This is a genomic window from Brevirhabdus sp., from assembly GCF_052826345.1.
This window is the reverse complement of record NZ_JBRBUA010000107.1, coordinates 35,013-57,900: the sequence shown is the minus strand read 5'-3', so window position 1 is coordinate 57,900 and position 22,888 is coordinate 35,013. Positions and strand designations below refer to the sequence as shown.

At 66.7% G+C, this 22,888-nt stretch carries 12 protein-coding genes (1 of these 12 running past the window's edge); 7 read left to right on the top strand and 5 right to left on the bottom strand.

The window, feature by feature from the left end; all coding sequences use genetic code 11:
* Nucleotides 1-1,104, top strand: a 1,104-nt coding sequence (locus ACU0BR_RS13055; RefSeq protein ID WP_446157269.1) for a catalase, incomplete at its 5' end; no start/stop codon positions are given.
* Between the two features lie 104 nt (nucleotides 1,105-1,208).
* Here the strand turns inward: ACU0BR_RS13055 and ACU0BR_RS13050 are convergent.
* Nucleotides 1,209-3,746: a heavy metal translocating P-type ATPase gene (locus ACU0BR_RS13050; RefSeq protein WP_446157268.1), complete on the bottom strand. Its 2,538-nt coding sequence runs from the start codon at nucleotides 3,744-3,746 to the stop codon at nucleotides 1,209-1,211.
* A gap of 225 nt (nucleotides 3,747-3,971) precedes the next feature.
* Between ACU0BR_RS13050 and ACU0BR_RS13045 the strand changes: the two genes are divergently transcribed.
* From ACU0BR_RS13045 to ACU0BR_RS13035, 3 genes are all read left to right on the top strand, one after another.
* A complete protein-coding gene (locus ACU0BR_RS13045) occupies nucleotides 3,972-4,223 on the top strand; it encodes a heavy-metal-associated domain-containing protein (RefSeq protein ID WP_446157267.1) in 252 nt (83 codons plus the stop codon).
* A 347-nt stretch (nucleotides 4,224-4,570) separates the two neighbouring features.
* Entirely contained in the window at nucleotides 4,571-5,929 is a 1,359-nt protein-coding gene (locus tag ACU0BR_RS13040) for a phospholipase D-like domain-containing protein (RefSeq protein ID WP_446157266.1), read from the top strand.
* 224 nt (nucleotides 5,930-6,153) lie between these two features.
* On the top strand, nucleotides 6,154-6,801 hold the full coding sequence (locus ACU0BR_RS13035; protein WP_446157265.1) for a cytochrome b/b6 domain-containing protein: 648 nt from the start codon (nucleotides 6,154-6,156) through the stop codon (nucleotides 6,799-6,801).
* Nucleotides 6,802-6,838: 37 nt separating this feature from the next.
* On the opposite strand, the gene ACU0BR_RS13030 is transcribed toward ACU0BR_RS13035, so the two are convergent.
* The 4 genes from ACU0BR_RS13030 to ACU0BR_RS13015 all read right to left on the bottom strand — a co-directional run bounded on the left by ACU0BR_RS13030 (nucleotide 6,839) and on the right by ACU0BR_RS13015 (nucleotide 11,879).
* On the bottom strand, nucleotides 6,839-7,291 hold the full coding sequence (locus ACU0BR_RS13030; protein WP_446157264.1) for an acyl-CoA thioesterase: 453 nt from the start codon (nucleotides 7,289-7,291) through the stop codon (nucleotides 6,839-6,841).
* Nucleotides 7,288-8,349, bottom strand: a complete 1,062-nt coding sequence (locus tag ACU0BR_RS13025; RefSeq protein WP_446157263.1) for an iron-containing alcohol dehydrogenase — start codon at nucleotides 8,347-8,349, stop codon at nucleotides 7,288-7,290. Before ACU0BR_RS13025 ends, ACU0BR_RS13030 begins: the two co-directional genes overlap by 4 nt.
* A gap of 351 nt (nucleotides 8,350-8,700) precedes the next feature.
* On the bottom strand, nucleotides 8,701-9,231 hold the full coding sequence (locus tag ACU0BR_RS13020) for a peptide-methionine (S)-S-oxide reductase (RefSeq protein WP_446157262.1): 531 nt from the start codon (nucleotides 9,229-9,231) through the stop codon (nucleotides 8,701-8,703).
* A gap of 65 nt (nucleotides 9,232-9,296) precedes the next feature.
* Entirely contained in the window at nucleotides 9,297-11,879 is a 2,583-nt protein-coding gene (locus ACU0BR_RS13015) for a response regulator (protein WP_446157261.1), read from the bottom strand.
* A 199-nt stretch (nucleotides 11,880-12,078) separates the two neighbouring features.
* Here ACU0BR_RS13015 and ACU0BR_RS13010 point away from each other — a divergent pair, with 199 nt between their 5' ends.
* The 3 genes from ACU0BR_RS13010 to ACU0BR_RS13000 all read left to right on the top strand — a co-directional run.
* A complete protein-coding gene (locus tag ACU0BR_RS13010) occupies nucleotides 12,079-13,239 on the top strand; it encodes a methyltransferase (RefSeq protein ID WP_446157260.1) in 1,161 nt (386 codons plus the stop codon).
* Nucleotides 13,240-13,283: 44 nt separating this feature from the next.
* Nucleotides 13,284-13,856, top strand: a complete 573-nt coding sequence (locus ACU0BR_RS13005) for an AAA family ATPase (RefSeq protein WP_446157259.1) — start codon at nucleotides 13,284-13,286, stop codon at nucleotides 13,854-13,856.
* Between the two features lie 156 nt (nucleotides 13,857-14,012).
* Nucleotides 14,013-22,888, top strand: the 5' end (the start) of a protein-coding gene (locus ACU0BR_RS13000) for an LEPR-XLL domain-containing protein (protein WP_446157258.1). The gene runs 22,882 nt beyond the window's last position; only the first 8,876 of its 31,758 coding nucleotides appear in the window; its start codon is at nucleotides 14,013-14,015; the stop codon falls past the right edge of the window.

Below are 22,888 nucleotides of genomic sequence, written 5' to 3'. Positions count from 1 at the left end.
GTCGACAATTTCTTCGCCGAGACCGAGCAGGTGGCCTTTTGCACGCAGAACATCGTGCGCGGCATCGATTTCACCAACGATCCGCTGTTGCAGGGACGCAACTTTTCCTATCTCGACACGCAGATCAAACGGCTGGGTGGCCCGAACTTCACCCATATCCCGATCAACTCGCCCAAAAGCGGCGTGCGCCATTTCCAGCAGGACGGGCATATGGCGATGCACAATCCCAAGGGACGCGCCAATTACGAACCCAACAGCTGGGGCGCCGAGGGCGGGCCGCGCGAAAATCCCGAAAAGGGTTTCGTCAGCTTTGCCGAGGAAACCGGCGGCACCAAACAGCGCGTGCGCTCTGAAACCTTTGCCGATCACTACAGCCAGGCGCGCCAGTTCTATATCAGCCAGACCGAGGTGGAACGTAAGCACATCGCCGACGCGCTGACCTTCGAGCTGTCGAAAGTCCAGGAGGAGCGCATCCGCCAGCGCACCGTCGGCCATCTGATGAACGTGCATGACGAACTGGCCAAGGCGGTGGCCGACGGTCTGGGCTTTAGCGAAATGCCCCCCGCCGCCAAAGCCGCCCGCGCGCCCGTCACCGACCTGAAGGCCTCGGATGCGCTGAGCATCCTCAAGAACGCCCCCGACAGCTTCGAGGGCCGCAAGCTGGGCCTGTTCATCAGCAATGGGGCCGACGCCGACCTGGTGGGCGCGATCGAAAAGGCGTTCACGGACGCGGGCGCCAAGGTCGCCATCGTGGCGCCGCATGTGTCGGGGGCGACCCTGTCGGACGGCAAGCTGAAATCCGGCGATGAAAAGATCAACGGCGGCCCCTCGGTGGTGTTCGACGCGGTGGCGATGGTCTTCGGCCCCGACATGGCCGAGACGCTGGCGCAGGACAAGCACGCACAGGATTTCGCCAGCGATGCCTTCGCCCACGCCAAGTTCATCGCCTACACCGACACGACGATGCCGCTGTTCAAGGCGGTGGGGCTGGCGGAAAAGCTCGACGGGGGCTGCCACAAGATCGACGCGGGCAACGCAGGCGAATTCGCCAAGATGTGCGGCAAGCTGCGCCACTGGGACCGCAAGGCGGTGATGGCGGGCTGACGCGCGGCGATTTTTTCGCCTCTCTCCCCAAGAAAAACCCGCCGCGGCATCATGCTGCGGCGGGGTATTATTTCAGGGGTCGTTTTCCAGCGAAGGCGTGGTCGTTATTCGGCCGGGGCTGTACGCGGCTGCGCGCTGCCCCTTGCCACGGGCGCATCTTCCGCCGCTTCTGCCTTGACCCAGCGCAGGCGCAGCGCGTTCGACAGCACGAAGACGCTCGACAGCGCCATCGCGCCCGCCGCCAGGATCGGCGACAGCAGCGTGCCGTTCACCGGGTAGAGAACCCCCGCCGCCACCGGGATCAGCGCCACGTTATAGCCGAAGGCCCAGAACAGGTTCTGCTTGATGTTGCGCATTGTCGCACGGCTGACGGTAAAGGCGTTGACCACGCCGCGCAAATCGCCCGACATCAACACCACATCGGCGCTTTCGATGGCGATATCGGTGCCGGTGCCGATCGCCACGCCCACATCGGCCGAGGCCAGCGCGGGCGCGTCGTTGATGCCGTCGCCCACGAACGCCAGCTTGCGGCCGCCCTCGCGCAGCGTGTCCAGCGCGCGCACCTTGCCGTCGGGCATCACCTCGGCCACGACATGGTCGATCCCCAGCCCCTTGGCCACCGCCTCGGCGGTGGCGCGGTTGTCGCCGGTGATCATCGCGACCTCCAGCCCCTGGCGGTGCAGCTCCGCGATGACCTCGGGGGTCGAGGCCTTGACCGGGTCCGATACCGCGACCACGGCCGCGATGCGCCCGTCGAGCGCGACGTAGAGCGGCGATTTGCCTTCGGCGGCCAGGGTCGCCCCCTTGGGCGCGAGCGCATCATGCGCGACCCCTTGCTGAACCATCAGGCGATCGGCGCCCACCAGGATGCTGCGGCCCTCGACGGTGGCGCGCACGCCCAGGCCGGTCAGCGATTCAAAGGCCTCGGGCGCGTTCAGGGTCAGCCCCTCGGCGCGGGCGGCGGTGACGATGGCCTGCGCGATCGGATGTTCCGAGCGGTCCTCGACCGCCGCGACGAGGCGCAGGACCTCGGCCCGGTCCAGGCCTTCGGCCACCTCGAAATCGGTCAGCACGGGGCGGCCCTCGGTCAGGGTGCCGGTCTTGTCCATCGCGACGACGTCAACCTCCTGCAACGATTGCAGCGCGTCGCCCTTGCGAAACAGCACACCCAGTTCGGCCGCGCGCCCGGTGCCCACCATGATCGAGGTCGGCGTCGCCAGCCCCATCGCGCAGGGGCAGGCAATGATCAGCACCGCGACCCCGGCCACCAGCGCATGGCTCAGCACCGGCGCGGGGCCGAAGATCAGCCAGACGCCCACCGTCACCAGCGCGATCGCCAGCACGGCGGGCACGAAATACATGGTGATGCGGTCGACCAAACCCTGGATCGGCAGCTTGGCGCCCTGCGCCTCTTCGACCATGCGGATGATCTGCGACAGCATCGTATCGCCGCCCACCTTGGTCGCACGGAACACGAAACTGCCGGTGCCGTTGACCGTGCCGCCCACGACACCCGCGCCTTCGGCCTTTTCCGACGGCACAGGCTCTCCGGTGATCATGCTTTCATCGACGAAGGAGCTGCCCGACAACAGTTCGCCGTCGACGGCGATCTTCTCGCCGGGGCGCACATGGATCACATCGCCCACGACGATGTCGTCGATCGCCAGTTCCACGATCTCGCCGTCGCGCTCCACCCGCGCGGTCTTGGCGCGCAGGCCGACCAGCTTTCGGATCGCCTCACCGGTGCGGCCCTTGGCGCGCGCCTCCAGATAACGGCCCAAAAGGATCAGCACCACGATGACGGCGGCGGCCTCATAGTAGACGTTGCGGCTGGCCTCGGGCAGCAAGGCGGGCAGGAAGGTCGTGACCAGCGAATAAAGATAGGCCGCGCCGGTGCCCAGGGCGACCAGCGAATTCATGTCGGGCGCGCCTTTCAGCAGCGCGGGAAAGCCGGTCTTGTAAAACCGCAGGCCCGGCCCGAACAGCACCACCGTGGTCAGCACGAACTGGATCAGCCGCGATCCCTGCGCGCCCAGCGTGGCCTCGACCCACGTGCCGAAGGCGGGCACCACATGCCCCCCCATTTCCATGAAGAACACCGGCAACGCCAGCACGGCGGCCAGGACAAGCTGCCGTTTCAGCGTGCCGATTTCCTGCGCCTTGCGGTCCTGTGTGGCCTGCCCATCGGCGCCGTCGGTCTTGGTGCGGGCGGTATAGCCTGCCGCCGCGACGATGTCCGACAGCTCCTTCGCGGAGGTGGACCCCGCCAGATAGCGGATCGTGGCGCTTTCGGTCGCCAGGTTGACGCGCGCATCCTCGACCCCCGGCGCGGCCCTGAGCGCGCGTTCCACCCGCCCCACGCAGGACGCGCAGGTCATGCCCTCGATCTCGAGCGTCAGATCCGAGGCCTGCGCCGGATAACCCGCCTGATCCAGCGCGCGGGTCAAATCGGCGGGCGTGGCGGGCGCGTCGAAGGTGACGCTGGCGGTCTCGGAGGCAAGGTTGACCTCGGCGGTCCGCACCCCCGGCACGGCCTTCAGCGCGCGTTCCACCCGCCCCACGCAGGATGCGCAGGACATGCCGCCCACCTGAATGCGCGCCGAAAGCGGCGCCTCCTCGGTTGCTATCGTTTCTGCACTCATGGCGGCATGTCCTTCCGTTCGGTCGCGCGTGACGGGCACGCGCATGGCAATGGCGATTGCGTCACAGATAGAGGTTCCAGTCATTGGAAGGTCAAGGCGCAATTCGGAATTTTTTTCCTTTCGGCAAAAATCAATCTTCGACGTTGAACTCCCCTTGACCTTACAGCAACAGGAAGCCCCATTTCTGCCCGGAAGCCGGAATGATCCTATCAGGAGACTACGAAAATGTGTGGATGCAGCAGCAAGACCCAGGCGACCGCCGAACGGACCACCCGCGAAAACGCCGTGGAATTTCATGTCGGCGACATGACCTGCGGTCATTGTGAAAAGGCGATCCGCAGCGCGCTTGCCGAACGTTTGCCGGGGGCCGCGGTCGATGTGGACCTGTCGCGCCATGTGGTGCGCGTCGACGGCGATGCTGCCGTCGTGAAAGAGGCGATCACCGCCGCAGGCTATACCCCCGAAATGCACGCCTGAGCCACGGGCAAAGCGCCGCCCCCGGCGAGGCCGAGACATCGGCGCCGGGGGCGCAGGCAGCATATCCAGAGAGGGGGCGCGGCAGCGCCCCTTCTTCTTGACGATAGGTAAAGCGACGTTTTCGCAAACCCCTCGCGACACGGACAATTCTCGCCCCTTCTCCGCAGATCAGACCCGCGCGGCCGCCTCGCCCGCCGTCGCGCCTTTGCGTGCCGTTCAACGCGCTGTATCCCGCGGCGTGAATCGCGCATCACTTGCGGCGGGCGACTTGTTTTCGCCGACCGCCGAACCATCTCGCGCGAAGGGGGACGCATGACGCGCAGCAACGCAGACCATGGGACAGCCACATGACGGCGGGCACGCTTGCCTCGCACGCGATGATCGTGCTTTCGGTATTGATCGTGGGGCTCGCGATCCTTTTCGTGCTGCAACAGCGACGCACGCCGCAATCGGCGGCGGCCTGGGTGCTGTTCATCCTGCTGGTGCCCTATATCGCGCTGCCGGTCTTTCTGGCGCTCGGCTTTCGCAAGCAGGGGTCGCGCTTTCCCAACATCCGCTTCATCCCGCCGCGCGGCCCCGCGATACAACGCGACCATGCCATCGCCGATGCGCTGTCCAGCTTCGGACTGCCGGATGCGACGAGCGGCAACAGGGTCGAGATCCATCCAGACGCGCAGACCGCACGTGAGGCGCTGTTCGCCACCATCGAGCAGGCCCGCACCCGGATCGACATCATATTCTATATGGTTCTGGACGATGAGACCGGGCGCAGCTTTGTGCAGGCGCTGACGGCGGCGGTGCGCCGCGGCGTGGCGGTGCGGCTGGTGCTGGACCGGCTGGGCACGCTGCGCCGCCCGCGCGCCGCGCTGGCCGAGTTCACGCGCGCCGGCGGCGAGCTGCGCTTTTTCTCGCCCTTCCTGCATCCGCCCGACAATGGCCACCTGAACCTGCGCAACCACCGCAAGATGGTGATCGCCGATCTTTCCCGCGTGTGGGCGGGCGGGCGCAACATCGGCGAGGACTATCTGCAAAGTCCCGATTGGGTCGATCTGAGTTTCGATCTGCACGGACCGGCGGTGCAGACGTTCATCGATGTCTTCGCTTCCGATTGGGACGTGACGGGCCGCTCGCAGGAACGCCAGCTTTGCGAGGCCTCCGCCGCCGAGGGCCGGAACTGCACCGTTCAGGTCATCCCCTCGGGGCCCGACACGCGCGACGACCCGCTGCATGACGCGCTGGTCTGCGCCATCCACCGCGCGCGGCATCGCGTGCATCTCGCCACGCCCTATTTTCTGCCCACCGAACCGCTCGGCCAGGCGCTGGCGACCGCGGCGCGGCGGGGGGTGGATGTGCGGATCATCGTGCCCGAGCGCTCGAACCAATGGACCGCTGATCTCGCCCGCGGCGCCTATCTGCGCGAAGTGCAAAGATCCGGCTGCACGGTCCTGCGCTATCCCCGCTGCATGATGCACGCCAAGGCGGGCGTGATCGACGACATGGCATGGATCGGCACCGCCAATTTCGACGTCCGGTCCATGCTGCTGAATTTCGAGGTGACGCTCGCGCTCTATGACGAGGCGACGATAAAGCGGGTGGCGGGCTGGCTCGGCGATCTGGAGCGTGACTCCCACAGGGGCGTGCCGCGCCCCGGACCGCTGCGGCGCGTCGTCGAAAGCCTCTTTCGCCTGGGCGCGCCCATTCTCTGACCGACGGACGCCCCGACAGGCTCTGCACTGCGCTCCGACACTCCCCCGGATCATTACCTTTTTGCAATCTTCTCGTCATGCCGGGGTAGAGCTGCATGTTAGCTCCTGACTACGCCGCAAACGCGGACCTTACCCCACGCGACGCGCTGCATCGGACCCGATGGCCCGATATGTGCGTTTCCCATCCAGCGAGCGGGTCGCCGCATATTTTAGGAGTATAAATTATGCCAGAGAATAAACCCCACAGCCGTCTGACGCGCCTTGCCCATATGGGGCTGGCGCTGGCGGTGATCCTTCAGCTTCTGACCAGCCTGGTGATGGTCGCACCTGCGCCGGACGCCAATGGCAACTGGTATTTCGAGGTGCATGAATACAGCGGGTTGACCGCTTTTGCCTTCATGCTGCTGTTCTGGTTCGCCGTGCTCTGGCGCAACAAGGGCACCACCTGGGGGCGTCTGTTGCCGTGGTTCTCGGCGGCCCGCCTGAAGGACGTGTGGCAGGATACGAAACTGTATTTCAAATGCCTCAAGCGCTTTCGCCTGCCCGAATACGAACCCTCGCAGCCCCTGCCCTCGGCGGTGCACGGGCTGGGGCTGCTGCTGATCACCGCGATGGCGGTTTCGGGGACGACCTATTACTTCGTCAACAACGGCAACCCGGACGCGGGCGGCCTGGTGGGCGTGGTGATGTTCGTGCACCTGACGCTGGCGAACCTGGTCTGGGCCTATCTGATCGGCCATTCGTCGCTGGCCGTGCTGCACCATTTCACCCAGGACATGAGCCTGACCGAGATGTGGAGCCTCAAGAAGGACGTCCCCCCGGAGGCGGACCCGACCCTGTCCGACGAGGCGCGCCCCGCCCCATCGCACTGACGCCCGCGACACCGGCATCCCGGCCGCGCAACGCGCCTCAGCGCGACGCCGCCCCGGGCATCAACGCCTCGAACGCGGCGCGGTGGTCGGGGCCGATCGGCACGGGGAGGTGGCTGTCGCGCCGCACATGGACATGGACGAAAAAGCCCTCGGCGGCGGCGCGCTCATCGTCGTTGGCGAACAGGCCCAGCTCGAACCGGACCGAGGATCGGCCGATCCGCGCCACGCGCAGACCGGCGTGCACCACATCCGGAAAGCGCAGTTCCGCGTGATAGCGACAGCCGGTTTCCACCACCAGACCGTAGCTGTCGCTGCGCGCGGGGTCGAGCAGCCCCCGCTCCATCAGCCAGCCGTTCACGGCCGTGTCGAAGAGGGCGTAATGCACCACATTGTTCATGTGCCCGTAGATGTCATTATCCATCCAGCGCGTCGGGATCGTGCGGAAGAGCGGATAATCGCTCCGCACGGCGGGCGGGAGACGCGCGCTCACCAGGCCGCCTCGTAGATGGCGCGCGCGTCGGCCTTTTCGAGCGGGCGGGGGTTGTTGACCAGCAGCCGGGTTTGCAGCATCGCATCCGCCGCCATCGCGTCCAGCGCATCGTGGGGAATGCCCACGTCGCGCAGGCGCTGCGGCAGCCCCAGATCGCGCGACAGCGCGGCCAAGGCCTCGATGAAGGCCGCCGCACACGCCTGCGCATCCGCGGTCGCGGGCAGCTCCGCGAAGGCGTCGGCGGCGATTGCGGCATAGGCCTCGGGCACGCGCAGCGCGTTGAACCGCAGCACATGCGGCAGGACAAGCGCGTTCGACACACCGTGCGGGACATGAAAGCGGCCGCCAATGGGATAGGCCAGCGCATGGACCGCCGCCACCGGCGCATTGGCGAAGGCCTGCCCTGCCAGCATCGCCCCCAGCAGCATCGCGCCCCGCGCCTCGATGTCGCCGGGGCGCGCGACCGCCGTGCGGATGTGCGCACCCAGCAGCCGCAGCGCCTCCCGCGCGAGCATCCGGCTGAGCGGGTTGTTGTTCGCATTGGCGGAGGCATGGGCCTCGATCGCATGGACCATCGCGTCGATGCCGGTGGCCGCGGTCACCGGCCCCGGCAGCCCCAGCGTCAGAACGGGGTCGAGCACCGCCAGATCGGGCAGGATGAGCGGGCTGGACACGCCGCGTTTTTCAGCGTTCTCGACGGTGACGATGGACAGCGGCGTCACCTCGGACCCGGTGCCCGCGGTGGTGGGCACAAGCACCAGTGGCAGGCGCGGCCCGCGGGCCCGGCCCACGCCCCAAGCCGCATCCAGGGGCCGATCGCAGCCCAGCAGCAACGCGGCCAGTTTGGCCACATCCATGGAGGAGCCGCCACCGAAGCCCACCACGCCCGACACGCCCGCGGCGCGACCCAGCTCCGCCGCGGCCTCGACCGTCCCGCGTGCAGGGTCGGCCTCCACCGCGTCAAAGACGCTCACGCGCAGACCGGCGCGTGCCATGTCCGCCAGCGCGGCATCGCACAGCCCCAGCCCGCGCACGCCCCGGTCGGTGACGAAGAGCACGTCGCGCGCGCCTGTCCCGTTCCCGTCTGGCCTGATCCCGTCTGGCCGGGACTCATCTGGCTGGGGGCCACTTGTGAAAGAGGCCCATGTCTCGCGCAGGAGCGTCCCCAGACGCGCCGCCGCGCCTGCCTCGAACACGAGCGATTTCGGGGTGTTGAAGCTGAAAGGCTGCATCTCTCCTCGGCGCTGCGGATCTGATCGCGGGCAGGACCGGCCTTGCGGTCGAATGCGTTCCCCCCGTCCGCCCGAGCCTATCCGACCGAAAAGGCAAGGCACAGCCCAAAGCCGCCGATTTCTGCGGCGCGCACCCGTTGCGGGGCGCGGCCCGACCACCGGCATGCCGCCGCGGGCTCAGCGCGGGCCGCGCCCCTCGGCAGCCGCAGCGCAGGCACGCGGCTCATCGGCCAGATAGGCCGCGAATTCCCGGCCCAGCAACGCAAGCTTGGGGTCGATGTAGCTGGCGCAAAAGGGGCCGTCGGCGTGGCGCTGGCGGTAATTCACGAAACGCGCGTCCGAGGGCCGGAACCGTTCCAGCGCCAAAACCCGTGTCACCAGCGGCTTGTCGAAATCCGCCTGCAATCGCGCCAATGCCTGCGCGGCCGCCGCGCCCTGAGGCGCATCGCACACATAGACGGCACTGCGGTACTTGCCGCGCAGCTTATGGTCGGAGGTGCTGGCATGGGTCAGCAGATGCGCCCTCAGCAGCACCGAAAGCGGGATGATCCGGGGATCGAACCGCAGGCGCACCGCCTCGGAAAAGCTGTCGTGCGGCGGCGCGGCACCTATGAACCCCTGCTCGACGCGCCCGACCCCGCGAAGCGCCTGGAACACCGCCTCGGTGCACCAATGGCACCCGCCGCCCAATCCGATGACCTGTTCCATCCGAAATCGCGTCTCCCCGCTCTGCGGCTCAATCGGGCGCGGCGGCCCGCGTCCTGCGGCCGGAGTCAGTCCTTCGCGGTGCCGCGGCCGCTCATCACCATGGCGATGGCGCGGCTCAGATCCTCGTCGGCGAAGGGTTTGGCCAGCACGCGCAGCGGCGCGAGATCCTCGATCCCGTCGAGCGTGTTGTTGCCGGTGGCGAAAATCAGGGCGGCACCGGGGCGCTGGCTGCGGATGCGCCGCGCCAGATCGACGCCCGACATGTCGGGCAGCCCGACATCCAGCACGCAAAGATCGACCTCGCCGCTCTCGGCCTCAGACAGTGCCTCACCGCCGGTGGCGGCAGCCAGCACGTCGCATCCCCACATCTCAAGCACCTCTTCGAGGTTGATGCGGATGATCGCGTCGTCTTCGCACAGCAGGACGCGCAGCCCCTCGAAACGGCGCGTGTCGGCGCCATTCGACGCGGCAGCACCGGGTACACCGTCGGGCGGGGTGTCGGGGGGGGCTGCGCCCCCGGTCTCCGGTCCTGAGCCAGACGCGGCGCCCGAAGCCGACCCCGAACCCGCACCCGCGCCGGAGCGCGCCAGCGTATCGCGCAGCTTATGGGCCAGCTTGTCCTGGGAATAGGGTTTGCTCAGCAGGTGAATGCCCTCTTCCAGCCTGCCGCCGTGCACGATGGAATTCTGCGTGAACCCCGATGTGAACAGCACCGCCAGCCCGGGCAGGATGCGTTGCGCGCGCTCGGCCATCTCGCGGCTGGACAGCGTGCCGGGCATCACCACATCGGTGAACAGCAGGTCGATGTGCAGGCCCTGTTCGATCATCTCCATCGCGCGATCCGCGTTCTCGGCCTGCGCCACCTGATACCCCAGATCGCTCAGCAGCGCGGCGTTGACGCGGCGCACATCCGCGTCGTCCTCGACCAGCAGGATGGTTTCCGACCCGCCGCGCAGTGCCGTGCCCATGGGGGCAGGCAGCGGCTCTACGGGGTCGAACGACCGCGGCAGGTAGATACGGATCGTGGTGCCCCGGCCGGGAGCGCTGTCGATCGCGGCGTGGCCCTTGGACTGCATCACGAAGCCATAGACCATCGACATGCCCAAACCCGTGCCCTTCTCCGCCTCCTTGGTGGTGAAGAACGGCTCGAACACCTTTTCGCTGACCTCCGGGGACATGCCGCTGCCGGTATCGGAAAACGACAGCAGCACATAATCCCCCGCGCCCAGCTGCCCCATCCTGCCCGCGGCGTCCGCGTCTAACGTCACGTTCTCCAGCCGGATCGACAACCGCCCCTGTCCCGCCATCGCATCGCGCGCATTGATCGCCATGTTCAGAAACGCGGCATCGACATTTGCCGGATCGACGCAGCTGTTCCACAAATCGCGCGCGATCTCGGTTTCGATCTCGACCGCCTCGCCCACGGCGCTGCGCAAGATGTGGCGCGCCTCCTCCAGAAGCCGCCCCAGGTTGACCACCTTGGGCGCAAGCGGCTGGCGCCTGCCGAACGACAACAGCTGAGAGGCCAGCGTCGCACCCCGGTCCACCGCCTTCATCGCCAGATCCAGCCGCCCGCGCACGGGCGATCCGGCCTCCAGCTCGCGCGAGGCGAGTTGCAGGCTGCCGGTGATGGTTTGCAGCAGATTGTTGAAATCATGCGCCACACCGCCGGCCAGATTGCCGATCGCCTCCATCTTCTGGCTCTGACGCAGGGTCTCGTGCAGCGTCTCGAGTTCCCGGTTGCGCTCCGCCACGCGCGCCTCGAGCGTGTCGTTCAGTTCGGCCAGCGCCATTTCGGCCTGCTTTTGCTTGGTGACCTCATGCGCCTGGGTGAAGATGCCGATGACCTCGCCCGTGGCACGATCGCGCAGGGGCTGATATGCCAGATCGAAGAAGAGATCGAGCATTCGGCCGTCCGGCTGTTGCAGGCTCACCGGCGCGCCCAGCTGCGTGACCGGCTCGCCGCTGCGAAACACCCTGTCGAGCACCTCGAAGAAGCCCTGCCCCTCGATCTCGGGGAACGCCTCGCGCACCGTCTTGCCTTGCAGTGGGCGGCCGCCGTTGATGTCGCTATGGGCGCGGTTGACGAACTGAAACCTGTGCTCGGGGCCCATCGTCACCGAGATCGCACTTGGCGCCTGATCGAATATCGTGCGGAAGAACAGCGACAGGTTGTCAAGCTCGAGATTTTTCAGCGAAACCTCTTCGGCCCGCTTCATCAGCCCCGCGTGGGTGACCTGCTGAGCCGACGAAAGCGCCACGCCGTCGTAAATCTCGGTGACGTCATTGGTGTTTTGCAGGATGTACTGCACCCGCCCCGCGCCATCCAGGATCGGGGTGTGGGTCGCGCTCCAGAATTTTTCGGAGACCACACCATCGGCCCCCTCGATCGGATAGGGGATAAGCGGCAAATGATCGGTCGCACAGGTGCGCAGCACCCGGTCGAACGATCCTTTAAGCATCTGATCGGAAACCGAATCCGGGTCGGCCGGGAAGGCCTCCATCAGGAGCCGCCCGATCAGCGTCTCGCGCGCACGCCCGGTCACCCCGAGATAGGCATCGTTGGCCCAGACGATCCGCAGGTCGCTGTCCAGCAATACATAAGGCGAGGGCACCGCGGAGAATATGGATTCTATATCAAGCTTCATCGGAACCTTTGAATTCGTGGCGAGACGTCTATGTACGGCGCGCGACGCAATTGGCTATTCGGTTGTAGATCAAACTTTCGTCACGACCACAATTTTTCATGCAATAAAAGTTTTGCCGCGTGAAAGCTGCCCGCTCCGCGGCTCTTGTCAGCAGGTTCAAGCTGCCGCAGGCTGACGCGAGATTGCCACGGGACCCCAGATGACGAAACCCTCTCGACCCGGCGCCGCCACAGCCGACAGCCACGACGCCGACGATCCGGGCCGTGATATGGGCCATGACACGGGCCACGCCGACGCGCTGGAGGCCGCGCTGCTGTCAGATTTCGTGGCGATTGTCGCGCTTCGTTTCAGCTTCGATCACGGTGTGCTCGACCGTCTGGCGGCCAATCCGGCAGCCAGTCCGCGGGCCAGTTCGGAGGCCGACCTTGCGCGCGTCACGTCCGTCCGTGCCGAGGATCTCGGCTTGCCGGTGGCTGCGGCCGAAAACCTGCTGGCGATGCTGCACAGCGCGGGCGTGGTCGCGCGGTCGACGGCCGCGCCCGGCGATGACCGCTGGCGGATGACCGGCCCGATGGCCGCGCTATGGCGCATACGTCGCGATGAGCTGGAGGCGCGGGTGCGCTTCGTCGCGATGGCGGCGGCCGACGTGCTGGCCGACACCGACGCGCTGTTGCTGGATCTGCCCCGTTTCATCGCGCAGTCGCGGACCTTCGGGTTTTTTCGTTATGGCCGCGCGCAGGGAACCAAGGCGGCCGAGCTGGAGGATACCGCCCCCTGGGTGCGCTACGTCACCGCGCTGACCCGGGCGGAAGCCGCGCCGCTGGCGCCGCTGATCCCGCTGGACGGCTGCGGGCATCTGATCGAGGTCGGCGGCAATACCGGCGCCTTCGCCCTGGCGCTGCTGCGGCGGCATCCCGCGCTGACGGCGACGGTGCTGGATCTGCCCGCCGTCTGCCGTCTGGGGCAGGATCACATCGCCGGCCGGGACGGCGCCGCGCGGCTGACGTTCCACCCCGGCGACGCGCATCGCGGCGACTGGCCCGCCCGCTCGGCGCAGGCCGTGCTGTTCAAATCCGTCCTGCACGACTGGGAACACGACGCCGCCCGCGCCATGCTGCGCCGCGCCTGGGACCACCTGGACCCCGGCGGCAGGCTGATCGTCTGCGAACGCGGCGCCTTTGCCGATGAGCGTCGCCTGCACGGCATCGGCACCGCCGCCAATCTGGTTTTCGCGCCCTTCTATCGCCCCCCGGATTTCTATGCGGAGGCGATGCGGGACATGGGCATGCAGCTTGCGCCGGTGCGCTCCGCCAGGCTGGACATGACGTTTCACATCGTCGTCGGCACCAAGGCACGATGACGGGATCGGTTAACAGAGGGCCAAGTATCACGGGCCCAGGTATCATGGGGCCGGTCATCAGCGTGTCCGGTCCGCCGGGGGCGGGCAAGACGACGCTATGCACCGCCGTCGCGCGCCGCCTCGGCATCGCGGTGGTCGAATACGACCGCTATGAACGGATGACCAGCCTGCCGCCCGGGCAGATCCGCAACTGGCTGGACCGCGGCGCGCCCTATGAGGAAGTCGCGGCCCCCGGTCTGGCGCCCGCCCTCGCTGCCGCCGCGGCCCGGGGCCCGGTGCTGTTCGACACGCCGCTGGGCCGGGCCCACCCCGACAGCGGCGGGACGATTGATGCCGCGGTCTGGCTTGAGTGCCCGCCCGACATCGCATTGGCGCGAAAGGTGAAACAATTCGCAAGCGAAGCAAACCGGGCGGAGGCGGCTGATTTCACCGAATGGTTGCGGCAATATCTTGCCGTCTATCCGCTGATCATCCGCCCGGCCTGCGCGATCCAGGCCGAAAGGATACGTCCGGGCGCCGATCTCCTTATAGATGTCTCGGACGATGCACAGCCCGCCGATCAAGCCCTCGAATCGTTTGCTCGCGCGGTGATTTCGCGCAACCGATTCGGCGCCTGAGCACAAAAAAATCGTTTAAAATAGCTTGTTTTATAGGGGTCCCCGGCGCAATCTCCGCAGAGCACAATTGCTCCGTGCTCAAATTGCCGCCCTCCATGGTGCCCCGCCGGATTTGCTCCGGGGCATAAATGTGGGATTTTTAAAAGGATTACTGCCGTGTCCGCTCCGTTCAAGCATCATTCCGCCGGTCAACTTCCGCACATTCCGCTGAACCGCAGGATCCGTTCCAGGCTTCGCCGCAGGGATGGCAGGCGATTCGCCGCGCTGGAAAAGGCGGCGCGCAAGCTGATGCTCGACCCGATGGAGCCGCGGGTTCTGCTGAACGCCGACGTTCTGGCGCTGGATCTGGCGACGATGTATTCCGACCAGCGCGATCACGATCTGCTGGTGCGCCTGCACGAGGAGGTGGCGGATGCGGCAGATGTCACCACTACCGTGCAGCGTGTGCAAATTCTGGACCGAACCGGCGGCACGGTTCTGGCCTTCGGCGATCTGGCGGACATTTCGGCAGTGTCCATCCAGGGCAGCTCAGGCAACGAGCGGGTCACCTTTGACGCCACCAGCTTCGGCCCCACGACGCCGCTTTCGTTTTCGCTCGACGGCGGGGCGGGATCGGACAGCTTTGTCTTCGATACCCAGCGCAACACGAACTGGCTGATCGACGATCTGAACGGCGGCTCGGCCAACGACGGGTTCATCACCGTCGATTTCGCCGATACCGAATGGCTGACCGGCGCGGCGGACACGCAGGATGAATTCACCCTGACCGCCGGCGGCCGGCTGGATGGCGGCATCGCGGGCGGCGATCGCGGCTATGACACGCTGGTTCTGGCGGACGGCGATTTCGCCAGCGTCGGATATCAGACGCTGGATGCGACCTCGGGGATTATCACCCGCGACGGCGACGCGCTGGCCTTCACCGGGCTGGAGCCGATCGTCGACAATACCAACACGCAGAACCGTGTCATCAACATCCACACCACCACCACGGCAGAGCTGAACACCGGATCGGGCAAGGATTTCCTGCTCAAAAGCACGAACGGCGCCTTCGAATCCATCGAATTCGATGCCTACGCGGGGGCGGCCCCGCAAAACAGCTCACTCAAGATCACCAGCCATGTGAATGGCAACCCGGCCGACACCTCGCCCGACGTGGGCCTGACGATCGCGGGATTTTCCGGCAATTTCAAAGGGTCTCTGATCGTCGAGACGGAATCGATCGTGCTCGACAGCGGCGTGTCGCTGGGCTCGTCCTCCTCGAAACTGGCCGACGTCACGCTCAGCGCCGCCGATACCCTGTCGCGCAGCGGCGCCCTGTCCAGCCTGACCGGCGAAACCGACGCCACCGCCACCGTTGCCATCAACGGCGAAATCCATGCCACCGGCACGATCACCATTTCGGCCGAAGCCACCAGCACGACCACCCCCACCGCCACGGGCAACGACCCGCTGAACCGCTTGTCGGCGCTTTACGACAGCGTGCTCGACAAGCTGGCCGTCATCAAATCGCCCACGATGACCGCCTCGGCCACGATCGCGGACGGTGCCGTGCTGAACGGTGCCACCGTGAACCTGCTGGCCGAAACCCGTCTGGACATGGCGCTGACGCCGCAATCCTCGCTGCTGTCGGGCCTGACGCAGAACATCAGCGCCAGCAACACCACCACCGCCCGCATCGGCGCGGCGTCGGTCAGCGCCGGGGCGATCAACGTGAAGGCGCTGGACACCAGCAACCTGTCCGTCGATCTGACGCTGGACGACAGCGCCATGACCGACGAGACCGATCAGGAGGGCTATTCGCTTTCCATCACCACGATCGAGGCCACGCGCAACACCACCGCATCGGTGCTGGGCGCCACGCTGTCGAACGCCGCCGTGGTGGTCGAGGCCAAAAGCGCAGGCGACATCGCCAACAAGGTACAGGCCAAGCGGATCGGCGCGACCTATATCAAATCCACCGACGCGCTGAGCGCCAGCGTCTCGGGTTCCACGGTCAACGGCAGTTCGCTGTCGATCCTGGCGCAGAACGACACGCGCTACACATCGCTTGCCAAGGTCGCGATCAACGCCATCACCGGCAATGTGAGCGCCGCGCTGACGGGCGGCACCACCACGCTGACCGGCGCGCTCGGCGTCCGCGCGCAGGACAACACGCGGCTCGATGCGACCTCTGCCGATCTGCAGGGCATCGTGGCCAACAAGACCAAGTCGATCAGCCTGGCGGGCGCGATCAACACCGTCACCCGCCAGATCACCGCCACGGTCGACGGCGGCACGCAATCGGTGGGTTCGGCCCGGATCGCGGCGACCAACGCCCTGGTCCTGACCGCCACCGCCGAGGCGCAGACACCGCCGCTGTCCAAACCCAAGGCGCCGGTTCCCGGGAGCAAGTCGGGAACCAAGCTGGGGCTGGGCGGGTCGCTTTCGTCGAACCAGATGCTGGTCGGCACGCTTGCGGAAATCCGCGGCGGCGCGGATATGACAGGCACGGGCAATGTCACCGTTTCCGCGGCGAATTCCGCCCTGATGGACAGCCGCACCGAAACCGGCGCGATCTTCGAATCCTCCGGCAACGGCACGGCGGTGGGCGTAGCACTTGCGTTCAACCTGATCGGCTATGACATCACGTCGCCGCTGGGCAGCTTTGCGCCGCTGTCGTTCCTGACGGCCGCGCTCAACACGCTGCTGGGCACCTCCTTCTTTCAGAAAACCGCCAGCTCGAACGCCATCGCGCGGATCACCGGCGCCTCGGTCTCCACGACCGGCGCGCTTGGCGTGCAGGCCGACAACCGCACCATCCTGAACGCGACCGTATCCAACACCGTCGAGATCGACCAGACCGGCAAGCGCGGCAAGAACGCGTCGGGCACCGGCGCGGCGATGATCCTTGCCTCCAACAAGGTCGCCAGCAGCGCCCAGGCCGAAATCGTGAACGCGGCCAACGTCGCCGGCAACGGCGTCGCGGTCACCGCCAGCGATACCGCCCAGATCGATTCCAACGCCAAGGTCGTGTCAGAGGGGACGACGACGACGGATGGCTCTTCGCAGGCCATCAACAAGGCGCTGGCCAAGCTTTCGGCAGCCGATTTCCGCACCGACGGCACCAGTGTCGAGAACAGCGACGGCACCACCCTGCCCCTCACCACCGTGCCGCTGAGCTTTGGTCAGCGGGTCGCGCTGAAGGCCGATTTCCCCGCCGCCAGGGGCGAGCCGAACGAGATATACCGCTACATGGGTCAGGCCGCGACGCTGGATCTGGCCACCGCGGATTTCACCGACAAGGCCCTGTGGCAGGGCGTGCCCGAAGCCGCGATCGCGCCTGCGGGGTTCAACACCAAGACCAGCGACAGCAATGTCTACGGCGGCATGATCGTGCGCAACGAGATGGACGCCAACACCCTGGCGCGCATCGCGGGATCGACCGTCACCGCCACGACCGGCAACATCGACGTGTCGGCCACCCAGCAGGCCAAGCTGACCGCTGTGGCCGATGTCGGCGTGACCAGCTCGGGCGGCAGCTCGATCAACGGGCAAGGCGACAGCCTGGCCGCCGGCGGCGCGCTGGCCGTCAACACCGTCAACGCGGGCGCAGAGGCCGCGATCGAGTCGGGATCGTCCGTCACCGCGACGGCAGGGGCGCTTTCGGTCAAGGCGCTGAACAACGCCAAGCTGGACGCCACGCTGAAAAGCATCATCAATTCGGGCGCCGACGCGGTGGGCGTGCTGGTCGCCTTCAACACGCTGGGCTATCAGCCCGGCAACATCCTGTTCCAGACCATCGACGCGCTGATCGGCACCGATCTGCTGGAAATCACGCCGTCCGACACCATCGCCCGGATCACCGATTCCGATGCCTCCGCCATGGCGGGGGTCGAGGTTTCGGCCGACAACACCGCCACGCTGGACGCGCTGATCAATTCCGACGCCTCATCGGCGGGACAGGCGGCCAAGGGCGCCGCGGCGAAATCCGCGCAAGGGGTGCTGTCGTCGAACATGCTGGCAGGCCAGGCGCGCGCCTTCATCGACGACACGGGCGCCGCGACGGATGACACCGTCAGCTCGGGCGCAGGCTCGATCGACCTGCTGGCGCTGGACCGCACGCAGCTGCGCGCGCAGACGCTGCTGAGCACCAGTGCCGAACGCAAGAACGACCTGGGCCTCGGCATCCTCAACAAGCTCGCGCAGGATCTGCTGGACGGCTACAACTTTACCACCTCCTCGGGCACCCAACAGCTCAGCTTTGGCGATCGCGTCTACGACTCGGCCAGCGAGCAGGTCTTTCAGTACATGGGCACCACGGCCAGCCTGGATCTGGGCGCGGTCGATTTCACCGCCGCCAACGTCAAGGATTTCTGGAAGCAACTGGATGAGACCAACATCCTGCCCTCCTCGGTCGCCAGCATGGCGATCTCCGCGACGGGGGCCAGCAACGGATCGGCCAATGCCTATTACGCGCTGATCACCCGCAACGAGGCCCTGGGCGGCGCCGAGGCCTTCATCGACGGCACCACCGTGACCGCCGCGCAGAACATCACCCTGCGCGCGGATGAGGCCGCGACCCTGCGCGCCCTCGACGGCAGCACCATATCGGCCGTCAACACCACCGGCGGCATCATCGCAACGAATGAGCTGAATTCCCGCGCGAAGGCCTATGTGACCGACAGCACCGTCACCGCCACGGCGGGCGCGCTGACGGTCCATGCCTTCAACCTCGCGGTGCTCGATGCGACCACGCTGACCGAAACCACCGGCGCGGGCGAGCTGGCCAGCGCCATCGTCGCCTTCAACGCGGTCGGCTATGACGGCACCAACATCCTGTTCAACCTGGTCGACGGTCTGCTGGGGTCCTCCTATCTGAACACCCCCGATCCGGTCGGCGCGCAGGCCTATATCGAAAACAGCACCATCGTCGCGGGCACCGACGTCAACGTGATGGCCGACACCCAGCGCGACCTGTTCGAGCTTTCGACCACCACCGCGCAGCTGCTGGACGACATGGGCGACGCGCAGGACGACAGCGCCGACATTGCCGATGACGCCGCCGCGATCACCGCCCTGCAGGCGGAGTTCGACGCCGCACAGATCGAGTTCGAAGGCGCGCTGTCGGTGGAAACCATCGCCACGCAGGCGCAATGGTACGTGTCCGACGAGCTCGGCCGCAGCTGGCTGGTACGTGTCGATGCCGACGGCAAGTTGCAGGTTTCGCAGGTCAACCTGCTGGACGCGCGGGTCGCCAATGGCGCCACGTCGAACGCCAAGAACGACCGTGCGCTCTTCGACGCTGTCGTGGCAGGCGGGAAAAAGGACAACGCGGGCAAAAGCTTCAAGGAGCTGAAATACGGCGCCAACGGCTCGGCGGCGGGCGGGATCCTCGCGACCAACCGCGTCGCATCGCTGACGCAGGCCTGGATCAGGAACACGGCCGGGAGCGACCGGACCGTCACCGCGGGCGGCGCGGTCAACCTGCGCGCCGAAGACACGGCCAACATCCGCTCCGACACCCGGCTGGAGGTCTCTTCCGTCGTCACCAACAACGTCGACGCATTCAAGGAGCTGGCCGCCAAATTCCTGGAAAGCGATTACAGCTTCACCTCGAAATCCGGGGTTCAGCCGCTGGCCGAGGGCGATCTGGTGCTGGTCGCCTCTGACGGGCCGGCGGCTCACAAGGGCAAGGTGTTCCAGTTCCTGGGCACCTCCGGCACCTCGGTCAACCTGGGCAGCACGAATTACGGCAATACGGCGCTGTGGAAAAACGTCTCGGCCGATGTGTCGATCGCCGACCGCTTCCCCGATTTCGGCAACCTGGCGCCCAGCAATTCCAAGGCCTACGGCGCGGTCATCGTCACCAATGACGTGACGGGCGGCGCCTCTGCGCTGATCGACGACACCGACATCACCGCCACGGCGGGCGACATCACGGTTGCCGCGTCGGAATCCGCCACGCTGCTGGCAAAGCTGAACTCGACCGTCGCCTCTTCGGGCGGCAGCGCCTGGGGCACGGGCGAGTCGAAGGCGATCAACGCCCAGGCCGCCACCAACCTGGTGCAGGCCTCGGCCACTGCCGAAATCCGCGATTCCGATGTGCGCGCCACGGCGGGCAGCATCGCGGTGGATGCGATGAATTCGGCGGTGCTGGATGCGTCGCTGATCAGCTCCACCGCGACGGGCGATGAGGGCGTCGGCGTCTCGCTGGCGTTCAACACGCTGGGCTGGAAGCCGTCGAACCTGCTGTTCAACGCGGTCGACACGCTGGTGGGCGATCCGCTGATCGCCAGCGCCTTCGACGGGCAGAATCCGTCCAACGCCACGGCGCGCATCCTGCGCAGCAACGCGGATGCAGGCACCGACGTCAAGGTCACCGCCGCCTCCGCCGAACGGCTGAACGCCACGCTGTCGAACGCCGTCAAATCCGACGCCGGCGCACAGAAGGACGCGACCGGCAAGTCCATCGGCATCGCGCTGGCCTCCAACAAGGTCAGCGGCGCGGCCCTGGCCGAGATCGACAACACCGGCGCGACCGCGGGCTATGACGTCACCGCCGGCAAGGGCATAACCGTCACCGCGGATGACACCTCCAAGTTCTTTTCCAATTCCAAGATCACATCGGAATCGACCGTGTCCAACGCGGGCGGCGCGGCCGTCCTGCAAGAGGCGTTGAACGACGAACAGGATGCAGACTGGAGCGCGATCTCGGGCGCGGGCACCCAATCGGTGCTGGTGAAATTCGGCCATAAGGTCCGGCTGGACGGCTACACGGGCGGCGGCGACGACGGATCGGTCTATGTATACCTCGGCACCGAGGCCACGCTGGACATCAACGCACAGGATTATTCCAACGCCGACCTGTGGAAGAAGACGCTTGCCAGCTCTGCCGTGCCCAGCGGGTTGAACGTTTCCGAGTCCGACTCGCTCGCCGTGGGCGGGATGATCGTCTACAACGAGCTGCGCTCGAACGTGGATGCGCGGGTGAAATCCGCCGTTCTGCGCGCCGATGACGGCGATATCGCCGTCAGGGCCGACAATGCCGCGCAGATGCAGGCCAGGATCGACGCCTTCACCCTGTCTTCGGGCGGCAGCTCCTTCGGCACCGGCAGTTCCGACGCGATCAGCGTCGTCGTGGCCACCAACCTGATGCTGGGCGGCGCGACCGCCAGCGTCCTCGACAGCACGCTGACCGCGCGCGATGCCTCCGCCGGGGGGCTGGGCAACATCCTGGTTCAGGCGCGCAACAGCACCGCGCTGACCGCCACCAACAAGGCAGAGGTCCAATCCGGCGATACCGCCGTCAACGTCTTCCTTGCGTTCAACACCGTCGGCTGGCAGCCCAACAATACCCTGTTCAACGCCATCGACACGCTGTTGGGCGATCCGCTGCTGGCCGATGCCTTCGACGGGCAGGATCCGGTCGATGCGCAGGCGCTGGTGCTGGGCAGCACGCTCGACGCCGCGGGCAGCGTCACCGTGGACGCCGCCAGCACTGCCGCCATCGACGCCACCGTCAACAACGATACCACCTCTTCGGCCAAGGCGCTAAAGGATGCGGCGGGCAAGGCCGTGGGCGTCGCGATGGCGCTGAACAAGCTGGCAGGCTCCGCCGAGGCGCTGGTCGATGTGGCCAACCTGCGCACCGAGAACGGCGAGCAGCGCGTGCAGGCGGGCGACCGTGTCATCCTGGCCAACGGCGATGTCTATGAATATACCGGCGACGCGGCGGTCATCGACCTGTCCGACAGCGGCATCTACACCGGCACGGGCGCCAGCTGGACCAAGATCACCGTGGCCGCGCTGGCCAATGACATCGACGCGGGCAAGGGCGTCACCGTCACCGCGCGCGACGACAACACCATCACCGCGCGCAACGAAATCGTCACCAAGACCATCGTGCAGAACACCGGCGGCGCCGACATCGTGTTCACAGCATTGGAAGGCGCGCTGAACGACTACGCCTATTCCACCCGCTCTGGCGTGCAGAAATCGGTCTTCGTGGGGCAAAAGGTACGCATCGCGTCCGACTACACCCCGCCCATGGGCGCCCCTGTTGCCGCCACCCCCGCCGTCGAGGGCGATCTTTACATCTACCAGGGCCCCAAGGTTTTGGGCACCGAGGTCGACCTGGGCGCCATCGACTATGCCAACAGCGCCGATTGGGCGCGGTTCGAATATATCGACATCGAGGACAACCTGCCCTCCGGCATCAATCTGAACGTGACCGCCAGCGACGCGACCGCCGTGGGCGCGATGGTTGCGATGAACGACCTGCGCGGCGCGGTCCAGTCGCGCCTGGCGCGCGCCGATGTCGATACGGCAACCGGCAACGTCTCCGTTACGGCGGTGGAAAACGCACGGATCGACGCGCATAACATCGGCAACGCCCATGCCGACGGTGGCAGCTTTTTCGGCGGCGACGGCACCACCCTGGCCGCGAACCCGTTGATCGCGACCAACCTGGTGCAGGCGCGCGCCGATGCGGTGATCGCGGATGCGGACGTCACCGCGCTGGCTGGATCGGTCGGCGTCACCGCCGACAACACCGCCACGCTGCTCAGCGATATCGACGTGGAAACCATCGCCGAGGGCGGCGGGTCTTCCTATGCGATCGGGATGACGCTTGCGTTCAACTCCATCGGGATGGACAGCGCCAACATCTTCTCCAACACCGTCGACGCGCTGTTCGGCCTGCTGACCGCAGACGAGGTGCCGTCGCTGGCCACCGCGCGCATTGCCGACAGCTCCGTGGTGGCGCGCGACGACCTGACGGTCGACGCCGACAGCCGCATGGACCTGCGCGCAGAGATCCTGAATGCCGCGCTCAGCACCTCCGTGTCGCTGGAAGACAACACCACCGTGTCCGCCGCGCCGATCATCGCGCTGAACCGCGGCAGCAGCGGCGCCAGCGCCAGCATCTCCGACGGGGGCGACATCCGCTCGACGGCGGGCGACATCGCCATCACCGCCGACGATGCCAGCAGCATCGTCGCGGTCGTGACCTCTGCCGCGGCGGCGCTGTCGGTGGGCGCGGGCGAATCCAAGGC